The sequence below is a fragment of the Actinomadura rugatobispora genome (assembly GCF_042656285.1).
Classification (GTDB): domain Bacteria; phylum Actinomycetota; class Actinomycetes; order Streptosporangiales; family Streptosporangiaceae; genus Spirillospora; species Spirillospora rugatobispora.
Window position 1 is genome coordinate 1 of the sequence record NZ_JBHSON010000070.1, and the last position, 19,972, is coordinate 19,972.

Genomic DNA, 19,972 nt, shown 5'->3' on the forward strand with positions numbered 1-19,972 from the left:
ACGCTGGATCGCCCGGTGGAAGGCCGCCCTCAACGCCTTCGACATCGCTTTCGAAGGCCGCCTCACCACCGCCGGCAGCTGACCTCAGCAATATCGAGTCACACCGTTAACTGGACAGACCCGACGCTCGTGAATGGTCTTCTCCAGACCGAGGGCTACGCCCGCACAGTCCTCGGAAGCAACCAGGTCCCCGAGAAGGCCGAACGTCTCTTGCAGGAGCGCATGGAACGTCAGCGGATCCTCACTCGCCAGCATCCGCCGCACGCGTGGTTCGTCATGGATGAGATGGTGCTACGACGGATCGTCGGCAGCCGGGAGATCATGCGCGAGCAACTCGCCCACCTTCTGGAATTTAGCGAGCGCCCAACCAGCATGGTGCACATCGTGCCGCTCGACACGGGCTACCACGAAGGACTCGGAGGAACGTTCACCATCCTTGACCTGAGGGACGGCAAGAACGTCGCCTACACCGAATCTACGGGCGAAGGCGTCCTCATCAATGACCGCGCCTCAGTCGCAAGGCGCCTCGTACGCTATGACATGGTGCGCGGTCACGCACTCCCCGTCGACAAGTCGCAGGACTTGATCAAGAGTGTGATGGAGGAGCTATGAGCATGGACGATCCGGCGATCATCCACTGGCGCAAGAGCAGCCACAGCGACGATCACGGCGGTGACTGCGTCGAGGTGGCAGACCTGGCTTCCGTGATCGGTGTGCGTGATTCCAAGGACCCCGATGGTCCGAAGCTGGCCTTTGACGCCGCCGCGTGGGGTGCGTTCACGCGCCGTGTCAAGGCTGGTGTGCTCGACCTGGGCTGAGGCGGATGCGTTGTGCCCACGGTCTGGACCGGGGCCGTGGGCCAGCGGATGATGCGCGCATGGATTCTCAAGCTCTCCAGTGGCGCAAGAGCAGCCACAGCGACCAGCACGGCGGTGAGTGTGTCGAGGTCGCGGACCTGGCTCCTGTGATCGGTGTCCGTGATTCCAAGGATCCGGATGGTCCCAGGCTGGCCTTCGATGCCGCTGCGTGGGGTGCGTTCACGCGCCGTGTCAAGGCTGGTGTGCACGACCTGGGCTGATCCGCTCAGATCGCTGATGCCAGCAACTGATGGACGTGCTTTCGTATGTGGGGCGCGAGGCGGGCGTGGGTGGGGTCGCGGTCGGCGGCTTGGAGGAGGATCGCGGCGACGGTGAGCCTGGCGAGTCGGCCCTGTGGTGTGGTCAGGATGTCGGCGAAGTTGTGATGGACGCGGGCGGCAAGTTCGGGGTTGGGGAGTGTGTAGGCGTGGAGGTGGGCGGCGTCGAAGCCGTGGGGGGCGGGGCCGAAGCCTTCCCAGTCGAGGATGGTGAGTTTCGGGCTGGTGAGGTTGGCCCAGTGGAGGTCGCCGTGGGCCAGGCTCCATCGTTGGACGGCGGTGTCGATGCCGATGTCGCCGAGGTATCGGGGGATGGTGCGGTGGATGTACTCCTGGCTGATGACGGGCTGGCGGTCGTGCGGGGCTGGAGTTGTGCTGAGGGCGTCGGTGGCCTGGCGCAGTTGGGTCCACCACGCGTCGGGGAGGGTGATCGGTTCGGTGAGGTCGGGTGTGGGTGAGCAGACGGGGGTCGGCTCGTAGGTGGTGAGTTCGGCGCGGTAGACGTGCGCGTCATGCGTCCAGTGGGTGGTGCGGAGCAGGCGGGGACGCGGGATTTGGGTGGGGAGCAGTGTGGTGGCTTGCTGGGTTCCGGTCCATAGCTTGCCGCCCTCCTTGCCTGCTGGGGCTTCGAGCAGGCGGAGCCATGCGCGTCCGGAGTGCGTGGTGACGGGGCCGCTGAGGGTGCGGCCACTGTGGCCCCATACCTTGGGCGTCTGGTCGAGCGGTGTGAGCTCGAGTCGCGTCGTTGCGGCGGTGAAGGCTGAGCGCATCCTTTCGGCCAAGGCGGGGTCGTCAGGCTCGGAGAAGATGGCAGATCTCCTTGAGGTGCGAGGGCGGGACGGCCGGAGTCCGGAACGCGGTCAGGGCCTCGTGCCAGTGTGCCGCAGTGGATGCTGACAGCAGGGCACCGGTTAATCCTGGTGTGGACGCCACGATGGCAAGGGTCGCCGCGACGGGTGACAGGCATGGGTTGATGAGGGCGGCGAGTTCGTTGGTGACCATGTCGACGAGTTCGCCGCCGTTCAGCGGGGCCGAAGCCCAAACCTGCAAGCCCGCTTCCGCGGCCTCGGCCACTGGGCCGACCCCGTTCAATGCTCCGGCGAGGGGCGTTATGTGTACGAGGTTCACGGGCAACTGGATCGCGCGTAGGTGGTGGTTGGTGCCGCCTGCGGCGTCTCGCGCGGCGTTGAGGAGGTGGTGCACGCTGAAGGCGCCGTGGGTGAAACCGCTCCAGGTGGCGACGCCGTAGCCGGCGATTTTGCCGTCATGAACCGCCTTTCACAGGTCGCGAAGGCTCGTGTGATCTGGTGAAGTAGGCGCCGGGGATCGGTGTGGGCGTCATGCTCGGGGTTGTGCAGGTAAAGCAGGTCGAGGCGTTGGCGGTCCAGTTCGGCGCCGGTGGTGGCGATCTGGTAGTCGAGATAGGCCGGACTGATGGAGTGGCATCGGGTGGCATCCCGCGCCGCGATGACTCCAGCGCGTAGGGCCGCTTGGGCCTGCGTGCGGGTCATGTGCCCGACCTTGGAGAAGAGGCGCACCTCGGGATGGGCGGCCACGATGTGGGCCAGCTGGGCTTGCGCGGTTCCTTGGGCGTAGACGGGGGCGGTGTCGATGGTAGTGACCCCTGCTGAGACGGCCACGCGTGCGGCGGCGGAGACGTCACGGCAGCGGTACGTCCCCAAACCCAGAAGTGCCATCACGCGTCGCTCACGGCCACGACGCCGGCCTGGAGGAACTGGTGCAGCAATTCGGCGACCTGTTCCGGAGCGATTCCCGCAGCCGCGGAGAGGCGGCCGACGCCCGTCTCCCGGCCGGAGGCGAGCATGTCCAGCAGGGGTGCCGCCTCGGCTGCAAGTATCCAGCGTTGCCCGGCGGCCTCCAACGCCACGGTTTGACCAGCATCGCGGATCAGGGCACGTGGCGCTGTCAGCCGGACCCTGAGGTCGGCGTCTGAGGGCTGCGCACTGACGGCGTGTGGAAGGGAGAAGCCGCCGTGGGACCCGTAGGCGGCGTCTCGCGCGGCCAGGTAGTTCTCGATGATCGATGGGTCGTCGAGTCGTTCGGATAGCAGCTCGGCGGCATGTCGGCGCCAGGCTGATCGGGTAGCTTCGTCAGCCCAACGCGGAAGGTCGGCGCGCATGGACTGGTGGGCTCGTAGCTCATCCACCAGCCAGGAGAGCAGATCGATGCCCGTGTGCGTGGCCAGGCCACAGGTCAGGTGAAGCGAAGGCCGTCCGGTGGACGCGGCCGCTGCGTGCCACCATCCGCGGGGGACGTGCAGAACGTCTCCTGCCTCGAGGGTGAAGGCGTCGGTGGGGTGCTCGGGTGGTGTGTCGTCGAAGTCGATGTCTCGGTAGAGCGGCGTGAGTCGTGTCGGGCCATAGACACGCCATCGTTTCGCTCCGGCCACCTGGATGACGATGACGTCGTGATCGTCCCAGTGAACGCCGAAGCCTTCTTTAGAGGTCCAAGAGGCGTATGCGTTGACCTGCACACCGGTGCGCAGGTGCCGCTCCAGCCTGCTTGCCATGTCGCGGATCGGCGGGTGCATCTCCTCGATCGCGTCCAGGACCAGGGTTGCACCGTCACGCAGCTGTGCTGCGAGGAGGTGCGGCTGCGGGGCGTTCCAGGGTTGCATCCGCCGGTATGTGCGCTGCTCGCAGTAATCGGAGGTCGGCACGGTCGTCCCGTTGATGGCCAGCCGCAGCCGGGGCGGCTCCAGACGATGAGTGTTCAGGATCTCGTTCAACGCAGGCCAGCTCAGCAGCCCGGCGAACCGGTCCCGCTCCGCAGCGGGGGCGGGGAAGACGCGGTGGGTGCGGCCCAGGTCCTGGGCGAGGAATCTCTCCCCGCCCAGGACCTCGACGATCAGGTCGATCATGATCGTGGTTCAGCCGTCGTTCAGGTCGGACTTGCCGGTGGATCCGCCGTCGGAGGGCTGAGTGGCACGCCCGCGGGCCGCCACGATCTTCTCCACGGCCACCACCAGGCCGCTGCTGCCGTTCTCGTCCTTCACTGGGACTCCTTCCTGGCCGACCGCCCCCTGCGGCCGGACTTGCCGAGCCCTACTCTGTGGTCCGTCCCGCGTTTTGCGGCAGGGAATGAGCACGTCGTCTGTGACCGTGGAACCGCCCCACGGGTCACTCCCAACGAATGCGCTTGCCCGCCGCCTGCGGGTCGCTAGGCTTGGGGCCGGGGTGACAAACCAATCAAGGACGAATGGCGACGTGGCCAGGCGCAGGGTCTTCGATCCCGGAGCCGTTCCCATGGGGTTCTGGTGCGGCGACGATGTTCAGCGATGCCTTACCGAAAGGGACGTGGCGAGCCTGTTCCGCCTGTTCCTCAACGAGTTCCCCGACTGCACACAGACCCAGCTCGCCTTTCTCACCCAACACGACCGCTCCGACATCTCCAACTGGGTCAGAGGCACCCGCCAAGGCCGAGTCTCCGACATCGAAGTCCTCCCGCATCGCCGACGGCCTGCACATACCCGACCAGAGCCGCCTCCTGCTCGGGCTCGCCCCAGCAGCCCACAACCCCGATCCCAGAGCCGACCGGCCGCCCATGCCACCGCGCGTCACCACGCACAGTGGCACTGAAGTGCGAACCAGGTCTGGTCCCGTACACATCGCCATCTGTGGCAGCCGGGCACCCGATACCGACGCCGTTGTGATCGACGCGGTCGTCCGGTGCCTGGCACGACTGGTCATGAGCCGCGGTTACAAGGTCAGCCACGGCCCGGTCGGCGTGGGCATCGAGGTCATGACCTACATCGCTGACCAGTACCGCCCACCCGACATCACCTTGGCCATAGGACTCTTCGGCCATCGCCACGTCGTCCAGGGCGCCGAGTTCGTCATCGTGCTCGGTGGCGCGGCCGGCACCCAAACCGAGATCGACCTCGCCCACTCGCTGGGCAAGAAGATCATCGTGTTGCCCGCGAGCGGAGGTAGGGCGCGGCGCTTCTACCAGCAGGCGATTCGAGACCAACGCCTGTGCTCATGGATGACCCACGAGCACTTTGCCTCTCTGAACGCCTGCGAGGACTCCGCCGAGGATTTCGTTCGGATCGTCGAGCAGTTGATCCACGACCACCATGGAGCCCCATGTGACTGAACGTCCCTACGTACTGCTGTCCTGCGCGGCCTCGATCGATGGCTACATCGACGACTCGACCGACAAGCGGCTGCTGCTGTCCAACGATGAAGACTTCGACCGTGTAGACGAAGTCCGGGCTGGCAGCGACGCGATCCTTGTCGGCGCCAACACCATTCGGCGTGACAACCCCCGGCTGCTCGTCCGGGCCCGGGAACGCCGTGAAGACCGTCTCGCCCGTGGCCTCCCCGAAAGCCCGATCAAGGTCACCTTCACCAACCATGGCGATCTCGACCCGGAGGCCAAGTTCTTCGCCGCGGGCGAGGTGGAAAAGATCGTGTACTGCGCCGGTGCCGCGGTGGACAAATGCCGTGGCCGCCTCGGCGACGCCGCAACTGTGGTGAACGCCGGCGACACAGTTCAGTTGGAGAAGGTCCTGGACGATCTCGCCATGCGAGGCGTCCAGCGGTTGATGGTGGAAGGCGGCGGCACCGTCCACACCCAGTTCCTCACCCAAGGGCTCGCCAACGAGCTCCAGCTCGTCATCGCCCCCTTCTTCGTCGGTGAGACCGACGCCCCCCGCTTCGTAGGTGGCGGAGCTTTCCCTCACCACCCCGGCAACCGGATGAAAGTCGCCGAAGTATGCTTGATCGGCGACGTCATCCTCGCGCGATACATCCTGGACGAAACCAACAAGTGAGCACCCCCACACCTCGCAGAGGTGCCCGAACCCGTGGTGTGGGCACGTCTCCCGAATGAACCGCCCCACCAGGGGCGGGTTGCGTTGCGTCGTGTGCGGGCTCGCTGGCCTGGCCGACGACATCGCCGCCGTGAAGGTCCACCGAAGGGCGCGCACGGCGTCGGTATTTGTCAGCATGCCCGCCCCTCCCCCCACCCCGTGGCGGGAGAAGGGTGATGCGACCCGCGCACCACGGCCAGTGGCGGCCGGGAGCGCAACAAGGTGTGAACGGCCGAGCCGCAAGCTCGGCCCGTTCACGGCCGAGAAGCTGACCTTGAGGAAGCCCAAGCGAAGATCAGGCGGCGCAGCCCGGCCGCCACCCGTGTCACCGTGTCGCGCAACTGGGTCGCGGTGAGGCTCTGTGGTGGCCGGGTCTCGCTGTAGGCGCGCACCACGATGTCGTCGGGGGCCACACCGGGAAGGCGGAGAACGTTGGCCGCGTAGTTGAGCCGCGACCCGGGGAACCAGACGGCGCCGGCCACATCGTCGAGTCGCGACCGGCCCGTTTCCGGCGGCACCTGCCATTTCACGTCGAAGTGCTCGGCGATCGACGTCCAGAAGTTTTCGAGATCGCGCACCGACCATTCCCACAGCGAGAGGTAATCGTCGAGGCGGAGCCCGCGGTCATGGCGGAGCCATGCTCAGGTGGGCGCCGATCCGGGAGGCGTCCAGCACACCGGGCGGGGGCCGCCAGAGGACTTCGGGCTCGTTCATCTCATCCCTCCGCGGTCCGCAGGAATATGAGGGCCTTCATGTCCAGGACGACCTTGCCGTCCTGGTTGATCAGTTGCGGCCGGAAGTGCACGAGGCCGCGGTCGGGCCTGCTGGTGGATCGGACCGCGTCAGTGACCGTGAGCCGGAGCCGCAGCGTGTCGGCCGGCCGTACGGGGACGAGCCACCGCAGGTCGTCGACGCCCGGACTGCCGAAACCGGCGGTCCTCGGCAGATAGTGCTCGGTCAGCAACCGCATCATCAGCGCGGTGGTGTGCCAGCCGCTCGCGATCAGGCCGCCGAAGGGGCCGTCCGAGGCGGCGGCCGGGTCGGTATGGAACGACTGCAGGTCGAAGGCCCCCGCGAAGTCGAGTATTTCTTTTTCGGTGACCTCGATCTGCCCATTGTGCTCATAGGTCATGCCGGGTACGAAGTCCTCGAACCGCCGGTCTTCCTGGGGAATTGCGAACAGGTCGTTCTGGGTCATGGCGATCGCCCCTCGAGGTCTGCCGGAAGACTTACCGTCCGGCACATCCTACGATCGTGGTGCCGAACTGCGAGTCGCCTGATCATCGCGGCACCCTTGGGGATAGAATCGCCATTCTCCCTGCTTTTCGGTCCCGCCGTGGCGATCACCACATTGACTCGGCGGGGTGCCTGCACGCATGGACTCTCAAGCTCTCCGGTGGCGCAAGAGCAGCCGCAGCGACGATCACGGTGGTGAGTGCGTCGAGGTGGCGGACCTGGCTCCTGTGATCGGTTTGCGTGATTCCAAGGACCCGGATGGTCCCCGGCCGGCCTTCGATGCGGCCGCGCGGGGTGCGTTCGTGTGTCGTGTCAAGGGTGGTGCGCACGACGGAAGGTGCGGGCGATGAGTTCTCCGGGCCGGGGAGGTCTACAGGGGAGAAGTCGGGGCAACGGGTGCTCCGGCTCCAGCCGATGGCCGGGAGAGCGCATGCGTGAGCTGATGGTCGACATGTTCAGCACCGTCGACGGGTACGGCGGTGGCGGGCCGCGGTCGGCCCCGTACTGGGGGTACATCGGGCCGGGGCTGTCCGAATGGATGGACGCCCAGCTCGCCGAGGAGCACGTCATGCTCATGGGCGCGACGTCGTACCGGCAGATGGCCGAGATCGTCGCGAGCGTCGACGACCCGACCTTCCCCCGGATGGCGGAACTCCCCAAGATCGTGTTCTCCAAGACGCTGCGGCCGCCGCTGACGTGGGCGAACACCACGCTCGTCGACGAGCCGGTCGAGACGGCCGTGCCCGCGCTGAAGGCCCTGGACGACGGGCTGCCGATGCGCACCATCGGCAGCGCGTCCCTGGTCCGCAGCCTCTTCCGGCTCGGGCTGGTCGACCGTGTCCGGGTGATGTTCTTCCCCATGATCCACGGTGTGGAGGGGGAAGCGCCGGTCTTCGACGAACTGCCCGTGGCCGATCTGGACCTCGTCGGCACCACCGTGATCGACGACCGCCTCGTCCTGCTCGACTACCGCACCGGCGGCGAGCGGCTCGCGACGTCCCCCCGGAGTGCCGGCGCGTGAACCGCCGCCCCTAGATCGTTGATGGGAGATGTCGGTGCTGGTCAATGGCCACAGGCCGCCCCAGGAGGCGTGGTGGGACACATCGCGCCCTTCAGCGATATCCCATCAACGGTCCAGGGGGACGGGGTCGTAGGGCGGGCCGGAGCGGGCCAGGGTGGCGGTGTCCGTCGCGTCGTGGCGGCGCAGGGTTTCGTGGACCAGGGAGGCTCCGCGGTCCAGGTCGTCGCGGACCGTGACCTCGATCATGACCTTCTCGGCGACGGAGCCGCCGCCCGGCGCCTGGCGGAAGGTGCCGCCACCGATCTCGGCACGGCCCAGCCCGGCCTGCTTGAGGGCATCGCTGAGATCGGCCGCCACGGTACGGGCGTGGGCCTGCGGGCGGCCCTCGACGGCCAGAGTCAGGGTCAGCTCCCAGAAACGGGCCGTAGCCAGGAGGCTGCGGCCGAACCAGCGTTTCACCAGGGAGCCTTGGTCGAGGCCGGCCAACGCTTCGATCGCCCAGCACGATTCCGCCCGGCTCACCGGGTCCTCCAAGGCGCGCAGCAGGACGGGCTGGGCGAAACCGGCGGTGCGCAGTGCCCGGGCCAGTGGGACGAGGTCGTGGTGGCCGCGGGCGGTGGAGCAGCGCTGCAGGGCGGAACGGACGGCGGCGTCCTGGAGAGCAGGGTCGGCGGCCACGGCGGCGAGGGCATGCCGGGCGCGGTCGAGGAGGGCGGCCCAGGCCGCGAACGGGAAGTCGTCGGAGTCGGGGGCTCGCAGCGAGTAGAGCGGCCGCTCGATCGAGATGTCGAGGGGTTGGTCGACGGCGGGATGGCCGTCCGGGCGGGTCGTCCAGAGCAGGCCGGTGCCGCGCAGATCGCGCAGCTCGTACCACTCTCGGGTCTCAGGGCGGAGGCCGCTGACGGTGCCAGGACGCACCAGGTGGAAGGCGCCGTCCACGAGCGGGGCCATCGCGTCCGGGTCGTCCTGCTCGTCCAGGACGGCGAAGCGGGCCAGCAGGGCGAGGAATGGCCCCGGGTGACGCAGCTCGGCATCGCGCAGCGCCGCGGCCCGGGCCAGCAGGTCCAGCTCGGACCAGCGCATCACGTGCGGGTGGAAGTGGGCCTGGTCATCCCAGCCGACCTGGATGGGCTCCGCCGTGCCGGGGACGGCGACGGCGAGTTCGAAGGCGCCGTAGGCGAGGTCCACGTCGAGGACGAGCGCGTGGCCGTCGCCTACGTCGAATTCAGCGCGGCAAGGCTCCTCCTCTTCAAAGTCGGGGGCATCGTCCTCGAAGAGGTAGGCGGACCAGAAGCCGGGCTCGGCCATCCGGGCCTTCAGACCGTCGTCAAGCGGCATGGAGAGCAACCTAGAGGATTAGGGGGACAAGCCGATGCGGTAGAGGGCGAGGGCGGCGAATCCGAGGAGTGAGCGGTCCCAGGGGATGGGGAACGCGGTGATCTCGTCGGGGTGGTCGGGGGCCTCGGCGAGTATCTGGAGCGCGGCGTCGGGCAGCCGGTCGCCGAGGCGGAGCGCGAGGGCGACGGCGGCGGTGAGCTGGACGGCGAGGCTTTCGGTGGTGAGCAGGGACGTCAGCCGGTGGTCGATGGCGGGTTCGGCCGGGGCGAGGTAGCCGAGGGTGAGATTGGCGCTCGCGCGCGGTATCTCCTGGGTCGCCGGGATCTCCAGGAGCCGCGAGACGGTGAGCCCGGTGGCGGGGAACCAGGCGAGGAGTTCGGCCGCGCCCGCGGCGACCAGCGGGTCGGGGTCGTCGGTCCACGCGGCGAACCGGTCGCTGAGCACGGCCGCCGCGAGGTAGGCGTCGCGGTCCCAGGACGCCGCGACCGCTTCGGCTTCCTCGGGTTCGTCGCGGTCGTCGTCGCCGTAGAGCCACGCGACGACGGCCGCTACGGCAGTGCCGGTCACGTTCTCGGCCGGGGTTAGGGCGAAGGGGAGGTGGGTGTCGTCGCGGTCTCCCAGCGCGATGATGCGGAGGAGGTCGAGCACGGCCGCCCGGTCCGGGGTCGCCGGGTCGTCCACCAGTGCGGTCAGGAACGGGACGACATGGCAGCTCACCTGCCAGCGGGTTCCCTGGTGGTAGACGTTCCCGCGGAGCCGGTGATGGGCCTGGCGGCGTTCCTCCTCGTCCGCTGACAGGAGTGCCTTGAGCTGGCCGGGGACGTCCACGGCCGGGCCGTAGGCGCGGTGGAGCTCAGCCCAGCCGACCGACTCCAGGCCGCTGAGGGGGCTCTCCGCCGAGGTGTTCATGAGCGCTGCTCGCGTTGTGGGAAGAGGCACTGCGGCAGGACGCTACTGCTCCACGAAGTCTGGGACGACGGCGGGGCGGCGTGTCAGGGTGGGTACCGGGGGTTCAACGAGCACACGCTTTACGGCATCCCCGTCCAGCACTGGGCGTGGATCCAGGGGTTCTTCGCGGTGTTCAGCGGGGTGCTGATGCTCGTCTAAGGGGCGGCGCCCTCGGCCACGTCGAGCAGGACCAGGGCGGCCCGGACGTTGACGACGGTCTCCGGCTGGGACAGGTCCAGGCCCGACACGGTTTCGATGCGGCGCAGCCGCTGGCTGACGGTGTTGGGGTGGACGTTGAGCCGCCGCGCCGTCTCGCGCCGGTCGAGCCCGGCGTCGAGGTGGACGCGGAGCGTGTGCAGGAGTTCGGTTCCGCGTTCGCGGTCGTGGTGGCGGACGTCCGCGAGCGTGCGGTCGGCGAAGGCGAGGAGTTGGGCGCTGTCGTCCAGTTGTAGGAGCAGGCCGCCGATGCCCAGGTCGTCCACCGTCACCGTGGACGCGGGCCGTCCCGCTCTGGCCGCGACGGTGAGGGCGCCGAGCGCCGTCCGGTAGGACTGGACGATGCCGTGGTGGGCAGGGGCGGACACCGCGACCATCGCCTCCGTGACCCCGGGCACGGACGTCAGCGCCTTCCGCACCCTCTCCCCGATCTCCCGAGGGCGGGCGTCCTCCGCCGGCCACAGCACCACGAGCGCTTGGCGGTGCAGGGCGACGAGGGGTCTCGGGACGAATCCGGAGGCCAGGTGGGTGACCGCGGCCAGTGCCCGCTCGGCCAGGGCGGTCTGGGCGGGCTCGATCCGGCAGACCAGTGCCAGATGCGGGCGGGACAGGTCGTGCCCGAGCAGTTCGGCGCGTTCGCGGAGCGGGCCTGAGGCGGGGTCGGTGCCGCCGAGGATGTCGGCGAGCAGTTCCCCGCGCAGCCGCTGCTCGACCTCGGCGGCGGTGCGGAGCCGGAACAGTTCGAGGGACAGCACGATCGAGGCGTGTTCGAGGGCCCGCTCGTCCAGGGGCGTGAGGGGCTCGGTGCCGCGCGGCAGCCAGAGCCGGGCGACCACCGAGCCCTCCAGGAGCACCCCGATGACCACGTGCTCCCCGTGCTGCCGGACGAGGTCCGTTCCGGGCCTGGCCGTGCTCGTGCTGCGGATCTCGGCGCCGGGCAGGTCCTCCAGGGGGCCGGCGTGCGCCATGACCTCGCCGCGGGCGTCCTCGACCAGCACCGGCCTGGCCAGCAGGTCCGACACCGCGGCGGCGATGCCGTCGACGCCGCCCGCCCGGAGGGCGACGCGGAGCAGGCTTTCGTGGATCCGTTCGGAGCGGGTGACCAGCTCGTGCTGGTGGCGGAGGTCGTCGAGCATCCTGGCGGAGGTGAGCGCGATCGCGGCGTGGTCGGCCAGCAGCCGCAGCCGGTCGATCTCCAGCGGCGTGAAGTCGTGGACGGCGGAGTGGTAGCTGTTCAGCGTGCCGACCACCGCCGGGCCCGTGACCAGCGGCACCGACAGCATCGAGCGGTAGCCCTGTTCGCGGGCCACGCCCGCCCAGCTGAAGTCGGGCTCGGCCGAGATGTCGGCGACCGCGACCGGCCGCCCGGACCGGAACGCCCGGCTCGACGGAGCCCCGCCCCGCGCGCCGGTCTCCAGGCGCACCGGCCGGTCGGAGTTGACCCGCGCGACGTACTCCTCCGTCAGCCCGCTCCAGCCGGCGATGACCAGGTTCCGCCCGGCGGCGTCCGGGACGAGGACGCCGCAGAAGTCGAGGCCGAGCAGCGACCGCGCGGTCTCCGCGATCAGGTCGAGGACCTCGCGCAGTCCGCGGCCCGAGTTGACGGCCGCGGTGAGGGCTCCGACTGCGTCCAGCCAGCGGCGCAGCTCGGCGAGCGACTCAGTGTCGGGCCGGTGGTTGGGCAGGTGGTCCGGTTCGTTCGTCGGGGTCACGATCTGAATGGTAGGCGGAACATAGATCACCGGAAAGAGTGTTCCGCCATACATATAAATCTGGTCTGTCCGATTCCATACTCGATCGCACCGGCGCATCGGGACGCCGGTCCCACCCCGCGTTGGAAAGGCACCGCATGACGCAGACAGACGCCGCCGCGGCGGCCCGGCCCGTCCTGAACCCGGCCACCGGCGAGGTGATCCAGACCGTCGCCGACAGCACGATCGCCGAGGTCGACGACGCCGTGCGCACCGCCCGCGCCGCGTTCACCGGCGGGCCCTGGCCCGCGCTGCCGCGCAGCGAGCGCGCCCGCCACCTGCTGCGCGCCGCCGACGCCGTCGAGTCCGCCGCCGAGACGCTCTACCGGCTGGAGACGCGCAACAACGGGCGCCCCATCACCGAGACCAGGGCCCAGCTCTCCCGCGTCCCCGAATGGTTCCGCTACAACGCGGGGCTGCTCGCCGCCCAGCGGGACGCCGTCCTCCCGTCCGACGGCCCGTACCTGACCTACCAGCGCCGCGCGCCCCTGGGCGTCTGCGGGATCATCACCCCGTTCAACCATCCGCTGCTGATCCTGGCGCGCAGCCTGTCCGCCGCGCTCGCCACCGGGAACACCGTGGTGGTCAAGCCGTCCGAGACCACCCCGCTGTCCACGCTGGCGCTGGTCGAGGTGCTGCGCGAGGCGGGCCTGCCGGACGGCGTGGTGAACGTGGTGACCGGCGGCCGGGACGTCGGGGAGCACCTCACGGCCCACCCCGGCGTCGCCAAGATCACGCTGACCGGGGGCACGGAGGCCGGACGCGCCGCCGCCGTCGCGACCGCCGCACGGTTCGCCCGGGTCACGGCCGAACTCGGCGGCAAGACCCCGATCCTGGTGTTCGACGACGCCGACCCGGCGGCCGCCGCCGAGGGCGCCGCGTTCGCGGCGTTCGTCGCCGCCGGGCAGTCGTGCGTCGCCGGCTCCCGCTTCCTGGTGCAGCGCGGGATCCACGACGAGTTCGTCGCCGCCCTCGCCCGCCGGGCCGAGTCGATCCGCATCGGCGACCCCGCCGACCCCGCGACGCGCCTCGGGCCGCTGATCAGCGCCGTCCAGCGCGACCGGGTGCTGCGGATGATCGACGTCGGCGTCGAGGAGGGCGCCCGCCTGGTGACGGGCGGCGGCGTCCCGGGCGACCTGCCCGGCCCGCTGCGCGGGGGCTTCTACGTGCGGCCGACGGTCCTGGCCGGCGCGACCAACGCGATGCGGGTCGCCCAGGAGGAGATCTTCGGGCCGGTCGCGGTGGTCGTGCCGTTCGACGACGAGGACGACGCCGTCGCCAAGGCCAACGACAACCGGTACGGCCTCGGCGCCGGCGTCTGGACCCGCGACGTCGCCCGCGCCCACCGGGTCGCGGACCGCCTGGTCGCCGGGATGGTGTGGGTGAACGACCACCACCGGCTCGAACCGTCGCTGCCGTGGGGCGGGACGAAGGAGTCCGGGACGGGCCGGGACGCCGGGACCGAGAGCTTCGACGACTTCACCTGGATCAAGACGGTCGTCGTGCGCACCGCCGCCGACGACGCCGACTGGTACGGCCGGGACGAACCCGGCCGCCTCAACTGACCTCCCCCACCCCCTCTGATCCACCGATCCGTCGCACGAACGAAGGGATCGCCATGCCCTCCCACCCCACCCCGGCACCGCCTCCGCGGGGCTGGCGCGCCGAGATCACCCGCACCCAGTGGCTCGTCCTGTTCGGGACGACCATGGGCTGGGCCCTCGACGGGTTCGCGGGAAGCCTCTACACGCTGGTCCTCGGACCGGCCATGACCGAGCTGCTGCCCAACAGCGGCATCGCCGTCGACGGCGGGAGCATCGGCCTCTACGGCGGGCTCACCGCCGCCCTGTTCCTGTTCGGCTGGGGCACCGGCGGCATCCTGTTCGGCATCCTCGCCGACTACTTCGGCCGGGTCCGGGTGCTGTCGGTCGGGATCGTCACCTACGCGGTCTTCACCGCGCTCGCGGCGTTCGCCGACACGTGGTGGCAGCTCGGCGTCCTGCGGTTCGTCGCGGGACTCGGCTCCGGCGTGGAGGCCCCGGTCGGGGCCGCGCTGGTGGCCGAGGTCTGGCGCAACCGGCACCGGGCCCGCGCCTGCGGCGTGATGATGTCGGGGTACGCCCTGGGATTCTTCGTCGCCGCGCTCGCGTACGCGGTCCTCGGCGGCTACGGCTGGCGCCTCATGATGGGCATCGCGGTCGCGCCGGCGCTGCTGGTGTGGTTCATCCGCCGCCACGTCCCCGAGCCCCCGGAGATCAAGGACACGATCGAGGCCCGGCGGACGCGCAAGGCGCTGGGGCATCGCGCGGAGGAGGACCGGTTCGTCCTGCGCCGCCTGCTCACCCCGCCGCTGCTGCACCGGACCCTCGTCGGGACCGCCCTGGCCACCGGTTCCCTGCTCGCCTTCTGGAGCGTGTCGACCTGGTACCCGCAGGTGCTGCGCGAGGCGGCGACGGCGGCGGCCCTGCCCGCGGACGCCGTCAAGGACCGGGTGGCCACGGCGTCCATGCTGTTCAACGCCGGAGGCGTCCTCGGCTACGCCACCTGGGGCTTCCTCGCCGACGCCATCGGCCGCCGGAAGACGTTCGCGCTCAGCTTCGCGATCTCCGCGGCGAGCGTGCTGTTCCTCTTCCCCTTCGACCGCTCGTACGGCGTGTTCCTGCTCGTCATCCCGGTGGCCGGGTTCGGGCTGTACGGGGCGCTGTCCGGCATCCTCGTGTACGGGCCGGAGCTGTTCCCGCCCAGCGTCCGCGCGACCGGCATGGCCCTCTACAACGGGATCGGCCGTTTCATCACCGCCTCCGGGCCCCTGGTCGCCGGTGTCATCGCGGCGTCCTGGTTCGGCGGTGATCTCGGCCTGGCCACCACGTGCGTGGTCGCCGTCGGCATGCTCGGCGCGATCGGGCTGTTCTTCGCGCCGGAGACCCGCGGGGCGCCGCTCCCGACCGACCCGGTCCCGGTCGTCCCGGCCCCGGTCGCTCCGGCGCCCGGTGCCGCGCCCGCCACCACGACGACCGGAGAGGAGACCAGGTCATGAGCGTCTACGACGGCGCGCGAGCCGTGGTCATCGGCGGCTCCATCGGCGGACTCACCGCCGCCCTGCTCCTGCGCGACCTGGGCTTCCGGACGGAGGTCTTCGAGCGCACCCCGGCGGCCCTGGACGGGCGCGGCAGCGGGATCGTCCTGCAGCCGGACACGCTGCGCTGGTTCAACGAGCGCAGCACCCAGCGCCCGGACGCGCTCAGCACCACCACCGAGTGGGTCCAGTACCTCGGCCCCGGCAACGAGATCATCGACCGGGACCGCCGTTCCTGGAGCTACACCTCGTGGGGCACGTTCTACCGGGCGCTGCTCGCCGACTTCGGGCTCGACCGCTACCGGCTCGGCGAGTTCGCGTGCGGCTTCGACCAGGACGAGCGCGGGGCGACGGTCCGCTTCGTGAGCGGCCGCCGGGAGACCGCCGACCTGGTGGTCTTCGCCGACGGCATCACCTCGGTCGGGCGGGAGCGGCTGGATCCCGCCGCCCGGCTCACCTACTCGGGGTACGTGGGGTGGCGCGGGACCGTCCCCGAGCACGAGCTGACCGAGTCCACGCGGGAGCTGCTGGGCGACGCCATCTCATACAGCGTGGTGCCCCACTCCCACATCACGCTCTACCCGATCCCGGGCGAGGGCGGCACCGGGCCGCGCGACCGGTTGATGAACTACGTCTGGTACCGGAACGTGCCGGAGGGCGCGGAGCTGTCGGAGATGCTGCTCGACAAGCGCGGTTTCCCCGGCAAGGTGTCGCTCCATCCCGGGCAGGTGCAGGACCGCTACGTCGAGGAGATGCGCGAGGCCGCCGGGCGGATGCTCGCGCCCGCCGCCGCCGAGGTGGTGACGGCGACGGCCGCTCCGTACGTGCAGGTGGTGTCGGACGTGCGCGCGTCCCGGATGGCCGACGGGCGGGTCGCGCTGATCGGTGACGCCGCCTGCGCCGCCCGCCCGCACGCCGCGGCGGGCACGGCCAAGGCCGCGGCGGACGCGTGGGCGCTCGTCGTGGCGCTCGAAGAGGCCAGGGGCGACATTCCGGCCGCCCTGCGCAAATGGGAGCCCGCCCAGCTCGAGCTGAGCGCGCGCCTACTCGAACGCGTCGTCGCGATGGGGGAGCGTTCGCAGTTCAGCAACACCTGGATCCCGGGGGACCCGAGCCTGCGGTTCGGCCTCTACGGCCCCGGCCAATAGCGACCAGTAACGAACGGAGAGACACCATGACGGACACCTCGTTCCTGAGCGACCTGCCCCTGGCCGGGGAATTGGTCGCGACCGGCTTCGACGGCTGGTCCGAGGAACTGCGCGAGGAGTTCGAGACGTACGCCCACGACGGGCACGTCGGGTCGCGCCTGCTCAGTGAGAACGAGCGCGTGCGGGTCTGGGAGATCCGGCTCGCGCCCGGCGAGCGCTGGCACGCCCACCGGCACGTCCTGGACTACTTCTGGACGGCGGTGGACGCGGGCCGCAGCCGCCAGCACACCAGCGACGGCACCACGCGGGAGGTGGCCTACACCGCCGGCGAGACGCGTCACTTCACCTTCGGCCCCGGCGAGTACCTGCTGCACGACATCGAGAACATCGGTGACGGGGAGCTCGTGTTCACCACCGTGGAGCACCTGGACAGCGCGAACGAGCCCCTGGACGTCCACCGTGAGAGGCGGACGCCATGAGCGGCGTGATCGACGGCGGCGTGATCGACGTCCATGCCCACTGGCTGCCGCCCGAGCTGTTCGACCTCCCTCCCGGAGCGCCCTACGGCCCCATGCGGGACCGTGACGGCGAGCTGTACCTGGGCGAAATCCCGCTGTCCATCGAGACGCGCGCGATGAGCGACGTGCGGGCGATCCACGACGACATGCGGGCCGGAGGGGTGGGCGTGCGGGTGCTGTCCGCGCCACCGTTCGCGTTCCCCGTCGCGGGCCCGGCGACCGGCTACGTCACCGCGTACAACGAGGCCCTCGGCGCCCTCGTCGCGGACGCCGGCGGCACCCTCGCCGGTCTGGGCATGGTCTCGTTCGACGATCCCGCCGAGACGAGCGCCCAGCTGGAGAGCCTGGCCGCGGCACCCGGAATCGCCGGCGCGGCGATCCCGCCGCTGGTCGCGGGCGCCTCCCTGGACCGGGGCGCGCTGCTGCACGTCCTGACCGAGGCCGAACGGCTCGGCCTGGCGGTGCTGGTGCACCCCATGCAGCTGCCCCGGCCGGAGTGGGGCGACCACTACCTGGCCAACCTCATCGGCAACCCGGTGGAGACCGCGACCGCCGTCGCCGCGCTGCTGCTGGGCGGCGTCAAGGAACGGCTCCCCCGGCTGCGGATCTGCTTCGTCCACGGCGGCGGCTGCGCGCCCGGACTGCTCGGACGGTGGGAGCACGGCTGGCGCACGCGCGCCGACGTCCGGAGAAGCTCCGCGCGCCCGCCGCGCGAGACATTCCGGGAGCTGTACTTCGACACCGTCACCCACGACGCCGGCCAGCTCCGCCTGCTCGCCGCGCACGCCGGCGCGGACGCGGTCGTCTGCGGCAGCGACTACCCGTTCGACATGGCGCAGCAGGACCCGGTCGGGTTCGCGACCGGCGCCGGGCTCGACGCCGAGGCCCTCACGGGCAACGCCCGGACCTTCCTTCACGGTGACGGATCATGACGCGCCTGTTCACACCGATCACCCTGCGGGCTCTGACGATCAAGAACCGGGCCTGGCTCTCGCCCATGTGCCAGTACAGCGTCGAGACGGGCGACGGCGTCCCGGCGGACTGGCATCTGGTCCACCTCGGCGCCCGCGCGGCGGGCGGCTTCGGGCTGATCCTCACCGAGTCCACCGCCGTCAGCCCGGACGCGCGGATCAGCCCGCAGGACACCGGGCTGTGGAACGAGGACCAGGTGGCGGGGTGGGCGCGCATCGTCGACTTCGTCCACGCGCACGGCGCCGCCGTCGGCGTCCAGCTCGGGCACGCGGGCCGCAAGGGCTCGGCGTTCGCGCCCTGGCACGGACGCGGCCCCCTGCCGGTGGACCAGGGCGGCTGGAGCGTCCTCGGCCCGTCGCCGCTGGCCTACCCGGGGCTGGCGGAGCCCCGCGAGGCCACCGCCGAGGAGCTCGCCGGGGTCGTCCGGTCCTTCCGGGACGCGGCGCGGCGGGCCGGCGCCGCCGGGTTCGACCTGATCGAGATCCACGCGGGACACGGATACCTGCTGCACCAGTTCCTGTCCCCGCTGTCGAACCGGCGGACCGACCGCTACGGCGGCTCGTTCGAGAACCGCACCCGGCTGCTCCGCGAGGTCGTCGACGCCGTCCGCGGCGTCTGGCCGGACGGCATGCCGCTGCTCGTGCGGCTGTCGGCCTCGGACTGGATCGAGGGCGGATGGACGCCCGAGGAGACCGCCGACCTCGCCGGGACGCTGCGGGAGCGGGGCGTCGATCTGATGGACGTGTCGTCCGGCGGCCTGGACGCGGCCCAGCGGATCACGGTCGGGCCCGGCTACCAGGTCCCCTTCGCACGCCGGGTGCGGGCCGAGGCCGGGGTCCCGGTCGGGGCGGTCGGGCTGATCACCCGTCCCGAGCAGGCCGAGGCCGTCCTCGCGGAGGGCTCGGCGGACGCGGTGCTGCTCGCCCGTGAGGCCCTCCGCGACCCGTCGTGGCCGCTGCGGGCCGCGCGGGAACTGGGGGCCGGGCCGGTCGAGTCGCTCTATCCCCGCCAGTACCTCCGGGCGGCCACGGGCACACCCGCCTGAAGGACGGGAATGCCGAAGGGCCGCCCGCACCACGTGGTGCGGGCGGCCCTTCGGCAAGTGGGGCGTCGCCTCGTGACCTCCCGGGAGGGGAAGGTCAGGCGCGGACGGCCTGGATCTCCAGCTGGAGGTCGACCTTGTCGCCCAGGAGGGCCTTGTCGCCGGCCAGCGGGACGTTGAACTCGATGCCCCAGTTCTTGCGGTTGATCGTGGTGGAAGCGGTGAAACCGGCGCGGAAGCCGCCCCACGGGTCGTCGCCGACGCCGTTGAACTCGACCTCCAGGGAGACCGGGCGGGTGACGCCCCGGATGGTGAGGTCGCCGTCGAGGTAGTGGTCGCCGCCCTCGGAGCGCAGGCCGGTGGTCGCGAACGTCATCGTCGGGTGGTTCTCGATGTCGAGGACGTCGGCGGAGCGGACGTGCGCGTCGCGGTCGGCGTGGCGGGTGTCGATGGAGGCCATCTTGATCTCGGCGGTGGCCGTGGAGGAGGCCAGGTCGTCGGCGATCACGATGCTGCCGGAGAAGTCGGTGAAGCTGCCCCGTACCTTGGTCATCAGGTGCCGGATCACGAAGGTGACCTCGGAGTGCGCGGGGTCGATGTTCCAGGTGCCGGCGGTCAGCCCGGGGGCCGCGGTGGCGATGCTCATGGTCACTCCAGATTTGCTTGAAGTTTCAACGACTTGCCTACGGTGAGGTTAGTTGAGACTTCAATGATATGTCAAACGCCTGGCGAAGACC

Annotated in this window: 24 protein-coding genes; 13 read left to right on the plus strand and 11 right to left on the minus strand. The window is 70.6% G+C overall.

The window, feature by feature from the left end; translation table 11 throughout:
- From ACFPZN_RS38065 to ACFPZN_RS38075, 3 genes are all read left to right on the plus strand, one after another.
- The coding region (locus ACFPZN_RS38065) for a DUF5753 domain-containing protein (protein WP_378287372.1) at window positions 1-612 on the plus strand (612 nt) is incomplete at its 5' end.
- A complete protein-coding gene (locus ACFPZN_RS38070; protein ID WP_378287373.1) occupies window positions 609-818 on the plus strand; it encodes a DUF397 domain-containing protein in 210 nt (69 codons plus the stop codon). The genes ACFPZN_RS38065 and ACFPZN_RS38070, both read left to right, overlap by 4 nt.
- 59 nt (window positions 819-877) lie before the next feature.
- The gene (locus tag ACFPZN_RS38075) at window positions 878-1,078 is read left to right on the plus strand and encodes a DUF397 domain-containing protein (protein ID WP_378287374.1); all 201 of its coding nucleotides are present in this window, start codon (window positions 878-880) and stop codon (window positions 1,076-1,078) included.
- Window positions 1,079-1,083: 5 nt separating this feature from the next.
- On the opposite strand, the gene ACFPZN_RS38080 is transcribed toward ACFPZN_RS38075, so the two are convergent.
- The 5 genes from ACFPZN_RS38080 to ACFPZN_RS38100 are packed head-to-tail and all read right to left on the minus strand — an operon-like array spanning window position 1,084 to window position 4,151.
- Window positions 1,084-1,905, minus strand: a complete 822-nt coding sequence (locus ACFPZN_RS38080) for a phosphotransferase (protein ID WP_378287375.1) — start codon at window positions 1,903-1,905, stop codon at window positions 1,084-1,086.
- A gap of 22 nt (window positions 1,906-1,927) precedes the next feature.
- Window positions 1,928-2,209 carry an aldo-keto reductase family protein gene (locus ACFPZN_RS38085; protein ID WP_378287376.1) on the minus strand — a complete coding sequence of 94 codons (282 nt, stop codon included), beginning with the start codon at window positions 2,207-2,209 and terminating at the stop codon, window positions 1,928-1,930.
- 50 nt (window positions 2,210-2,259) lie between these two features.
- Window positions 2,260-2,832 carry an aldo/keto reductase gene (locus ACFPZN_RS38090; RefSeq protein WP_378287437.1) on the minus strand — a complete coding sequence of 191 codons (573 nt, stop codon included), beginning with the start codon at window positions 2,830-2,832 and terminating at the stop codon, window positions 2,260-2,262.
- Window positions 2,832-4,016, minus strand: a complete 1,185-nt coding sequence (locus tag ACFPZN_RS38095) for a cupin domain-containing protein (RefSeq protein WP_378287377.1) — start codon at window positions 4,014-4,016, stop codon at window positions 2,832-2,834. Before ACFPZN_RS38095 ends, ACFPZN_RS38090 begins: the two co-directional genes overlap by 1 nt.
- Window positions 4,017-4,025: 9 nt before the next feature.
- Window positions 4,026-4,151 carry a hypothetical protein gene (locus tag ACFPZN_RS38100; protein ID WP_378287378.1) on the minus strand — a complete coding sequence of 42 codons (126 nt, stop codon included), beginning with the start codon at window positions 4,149-4,151 and terminating at the stop codon, window positions 4,026-4,028.
- Between the two features lie 653 nt (window positions 4,152-4,804).
- On the opposite strand from ACFPZN_RS38100, the gene ACFPZN_RS38105 reads away from it, so the two are divergent.
- On the plus strand, window positions 4,805-5,251 hold the full coding sequence (locus tag ACFPZN_RS38105) for an SLOG cluster 4 domain-containing protein (protein WP_378287379.1): 447 nt from the start codon (window positions 4,805-4,807) through the stop codon (window positions 5,249-5,251).
- Window positions 5,244-5,930 (plus strand): RibD family protein, encoded by a 687-nt coding sequence (locus ACFPZN_RS38110; RefSeq protein ID WP_378287380.1) that lies wholly within the window; start codon window positions 5,244-5,246, stop codon window positions 5,928-5,930. The genes ACFPZN_RS38105 and ACFPZN_RS38110 overlap by 8 nt, the downstream gene beginning before the upstream one ends.
- A gap of 293 nt (window positions 5,931-6,223) precedes the next feature.
- Here the strand turns inward: ACFPZN_RS38110 and ACFPZN_RS38115 are convergent, their stop codons facing one another.
- On the minus strand, window positions 6,224-6,562 hold the full coding sequence (locus ACFPZN_RS38115) for an acetyl-coenzyme A synthetase N-terminal domain-containing protein (protein WP_378287438.1): 339 nt from the start codon (window positions 6,560-6,562) through the stop codon (window positions 6,224-6,226).
- Window positions 6,563-6,684: 122 nt separating this feature from the next.
- Window positions 6,685-7,167 (minus strand): MaoC family dehydratase, encoded by a 483-nt coding sequence (locus tag ACFPZN_RS38120; protein WP_378287381.1) that lies wholly within the window; start codon window positions 7,165-7,167, stop codon window positions 6,685-6,687.
- Window positions 7,168-7,345: 178 nt separating this feature from the next.
- On the opposite strand from ACFPZN_RS38120, the gene ACFPZN_RS38125 reads away from it, so the two are divergent.
- A complete protein-coding gene (locus ACFPZN_RS38125; protein ID WP_378287382.1) occupies window positions 7,346-7,555 on the plus strand; it encodes a DUF397 domain-containing protein in 210 nt (69 codons plus the stop codon).
- 80 nt (window positions 7,556-7,635) lie between these two features.
- A complete protein-coding gene (locus tag ACFPZN_RS38130) occupies window positions 7,636-8,226 on the plus strand; it encodes a dihydrofolate reductase family protein (protein WP_378287383.1) in 591 nt (196 codons plus the stop codon).
- 105 nt (window positions 8,227-8,331) lie between these two features.
- Here the strand turns inward: ACFPZN_RS38130 and ACFPZN_RS38135 are convergent, their stop codons facing one another.
- The 3 genes from ACFPZN_RS38135 to ACFPZN_RS38145 all read right to left on the minus strand — a co-directional run bounded on the left by ACFPZN_RS38135 (window position 8,332) and on the right by ACFPZN_RS38145 (window position 12,440).
- Window positions 8,332-9,564 carry a hypothetical protein gene (locus ACFPZN_RS38135; RefSeq protein ID WP_378287384.1) on the minus strand — a complete coding sequence of 411 codons (1,233 nt, stop codon included), beginning with the start codon at window positions 9,562-9,564 and terminating at the stop codon, window positions 8,332-8,334.
- A gap of 18 nt (window positions 9,565-9,582) precedes the next feature.
- Window positions 9,583-10,473, minus strand: a complete 891-nt coding sequence (locus tag ACFPZN_RS38140) for a hypothetical protein (RefSeq protein WP_378287385.1) — start codon at window positions 10,471-10,473, stop codon at window positions 9,583-9,585.
- 194 nt (window positions 10,474-10,667) lie between these two features.
- Window positions 10,668-12,440, minus strand: coding sequence for a helix-turn-helix domain-containing protein (locus ACFPZN_RS38145; RefSeq protein ID WP_378287386.1), 1,773 nt, complete (start codon window positions 12,438-12,440; stop codon window positions 10,668-10,670).
- Window positions 12,441-12,577: 137 nt separating this feature from the next.
- On the opposite strand from ACFPZN_RS38145, the gene ACFPZN_RS38150 reads away from it, so the two are divergent.
- From ACFPZN_RS38150 to ACFPZN_RS38175, 6 genes are read left to right on the plus strand one after another with little or no spacing between them, the layout of a single operon-like run.
- A complete protein-coding gene (locus ACFPZN_RS38150; RefSeq protein WP_378287387.1) occupies window positions 12,578-14,044 on the plus strand; it encodes an aldehyde dehydrogenase in 1,467 nt (488 codons plus the stop codon).
- Between the two features lie 53 nt (window positions 14,045-14,097).
- Complete coding sequence (locus tag ACFPZN_RS38155; RefSeq protein ID WP_378287388.1) at window positions 14,098-15,516, plus strand: MFS transporter; 1,419 nt, start codon at window positions 14,098-14,100, stop codon at window positions 15,514-15,516.
- Complete coding sequence (locus ACFPZN_RS38160; RefSeq protein ID WP_378287389.1) at window positions 15,513-16,703, plus strand: FAD binding domain-containing protein; 1,191 nt, start codon at window positions 15,513-15,515, stop codon at window positions 16,701-16,703. The genes ACFPZN_RS38155 and ACFPZN_RS38160 overlap by 4 nt, the downstream gene beginning before the upstream one ends.
- Before the next feature lie 26 nt (window positions 16,704-16,729).
- The gene (locus ACFPZN_RS38165; protein WP_378287390.1) at window positions 16,730-17,182 is read left to right on the plus strand and encodes a cupin domain-containing protein; all 453 of its coding nucleotides are present in this window, start codon (window positions 16,730-16,732) and stop codon (window positions 17,180-17,182) included.
- Complete coding sequence (locus ACFPZN_RS38170) at window positions 17,179-18,153, plus strand: amidohydrolase family protein (RefSeq protein ID WP_378287392.1); 975 nt, start codon at window positions 17,179-17,181, stop codon at window positions 18,151-18,153. Before ACFPZN_RS38165 ends, ACFPZN_RS38170 begins: the two co-directional genes overlap by 4 nt.
- On the plus strand, window positions 18,150-19,238 hold the full coding sequence (locus ACFPZN_RS38175; protein ID WP_378287393.1) for an NADH:flavin oxidoreductase/NADH oxidase: 1,089 nt from the start codon (window positions 18,150-18,152) through the stop codon (window positions 19,236-19,238). The genes ACFPZN_RS38170 and ACFPZN_RS38175 overlap by 4 nt, the downstream gene beginning before the upstream one ends.
- A gap of 94 nt (window positions 19,239-19,332) precedes the next feature.
- Here the strand turns inward: ACFPZN_RS38175 and ACFPZN_RS38180 are convergent, their stop codons facing one another.
- Complete coding sequence (locus ACFPZN_RS38180) at window positions 19,333-19,881, minus strand: YceI family protein (protein WP_378287394.1); 549 nt, start codon at window positions 19,879-19,881, stop codon at window positions 19,333-19,335.
- Window positions 19,882-19,972: the final 91 nt, after the last annotated feature.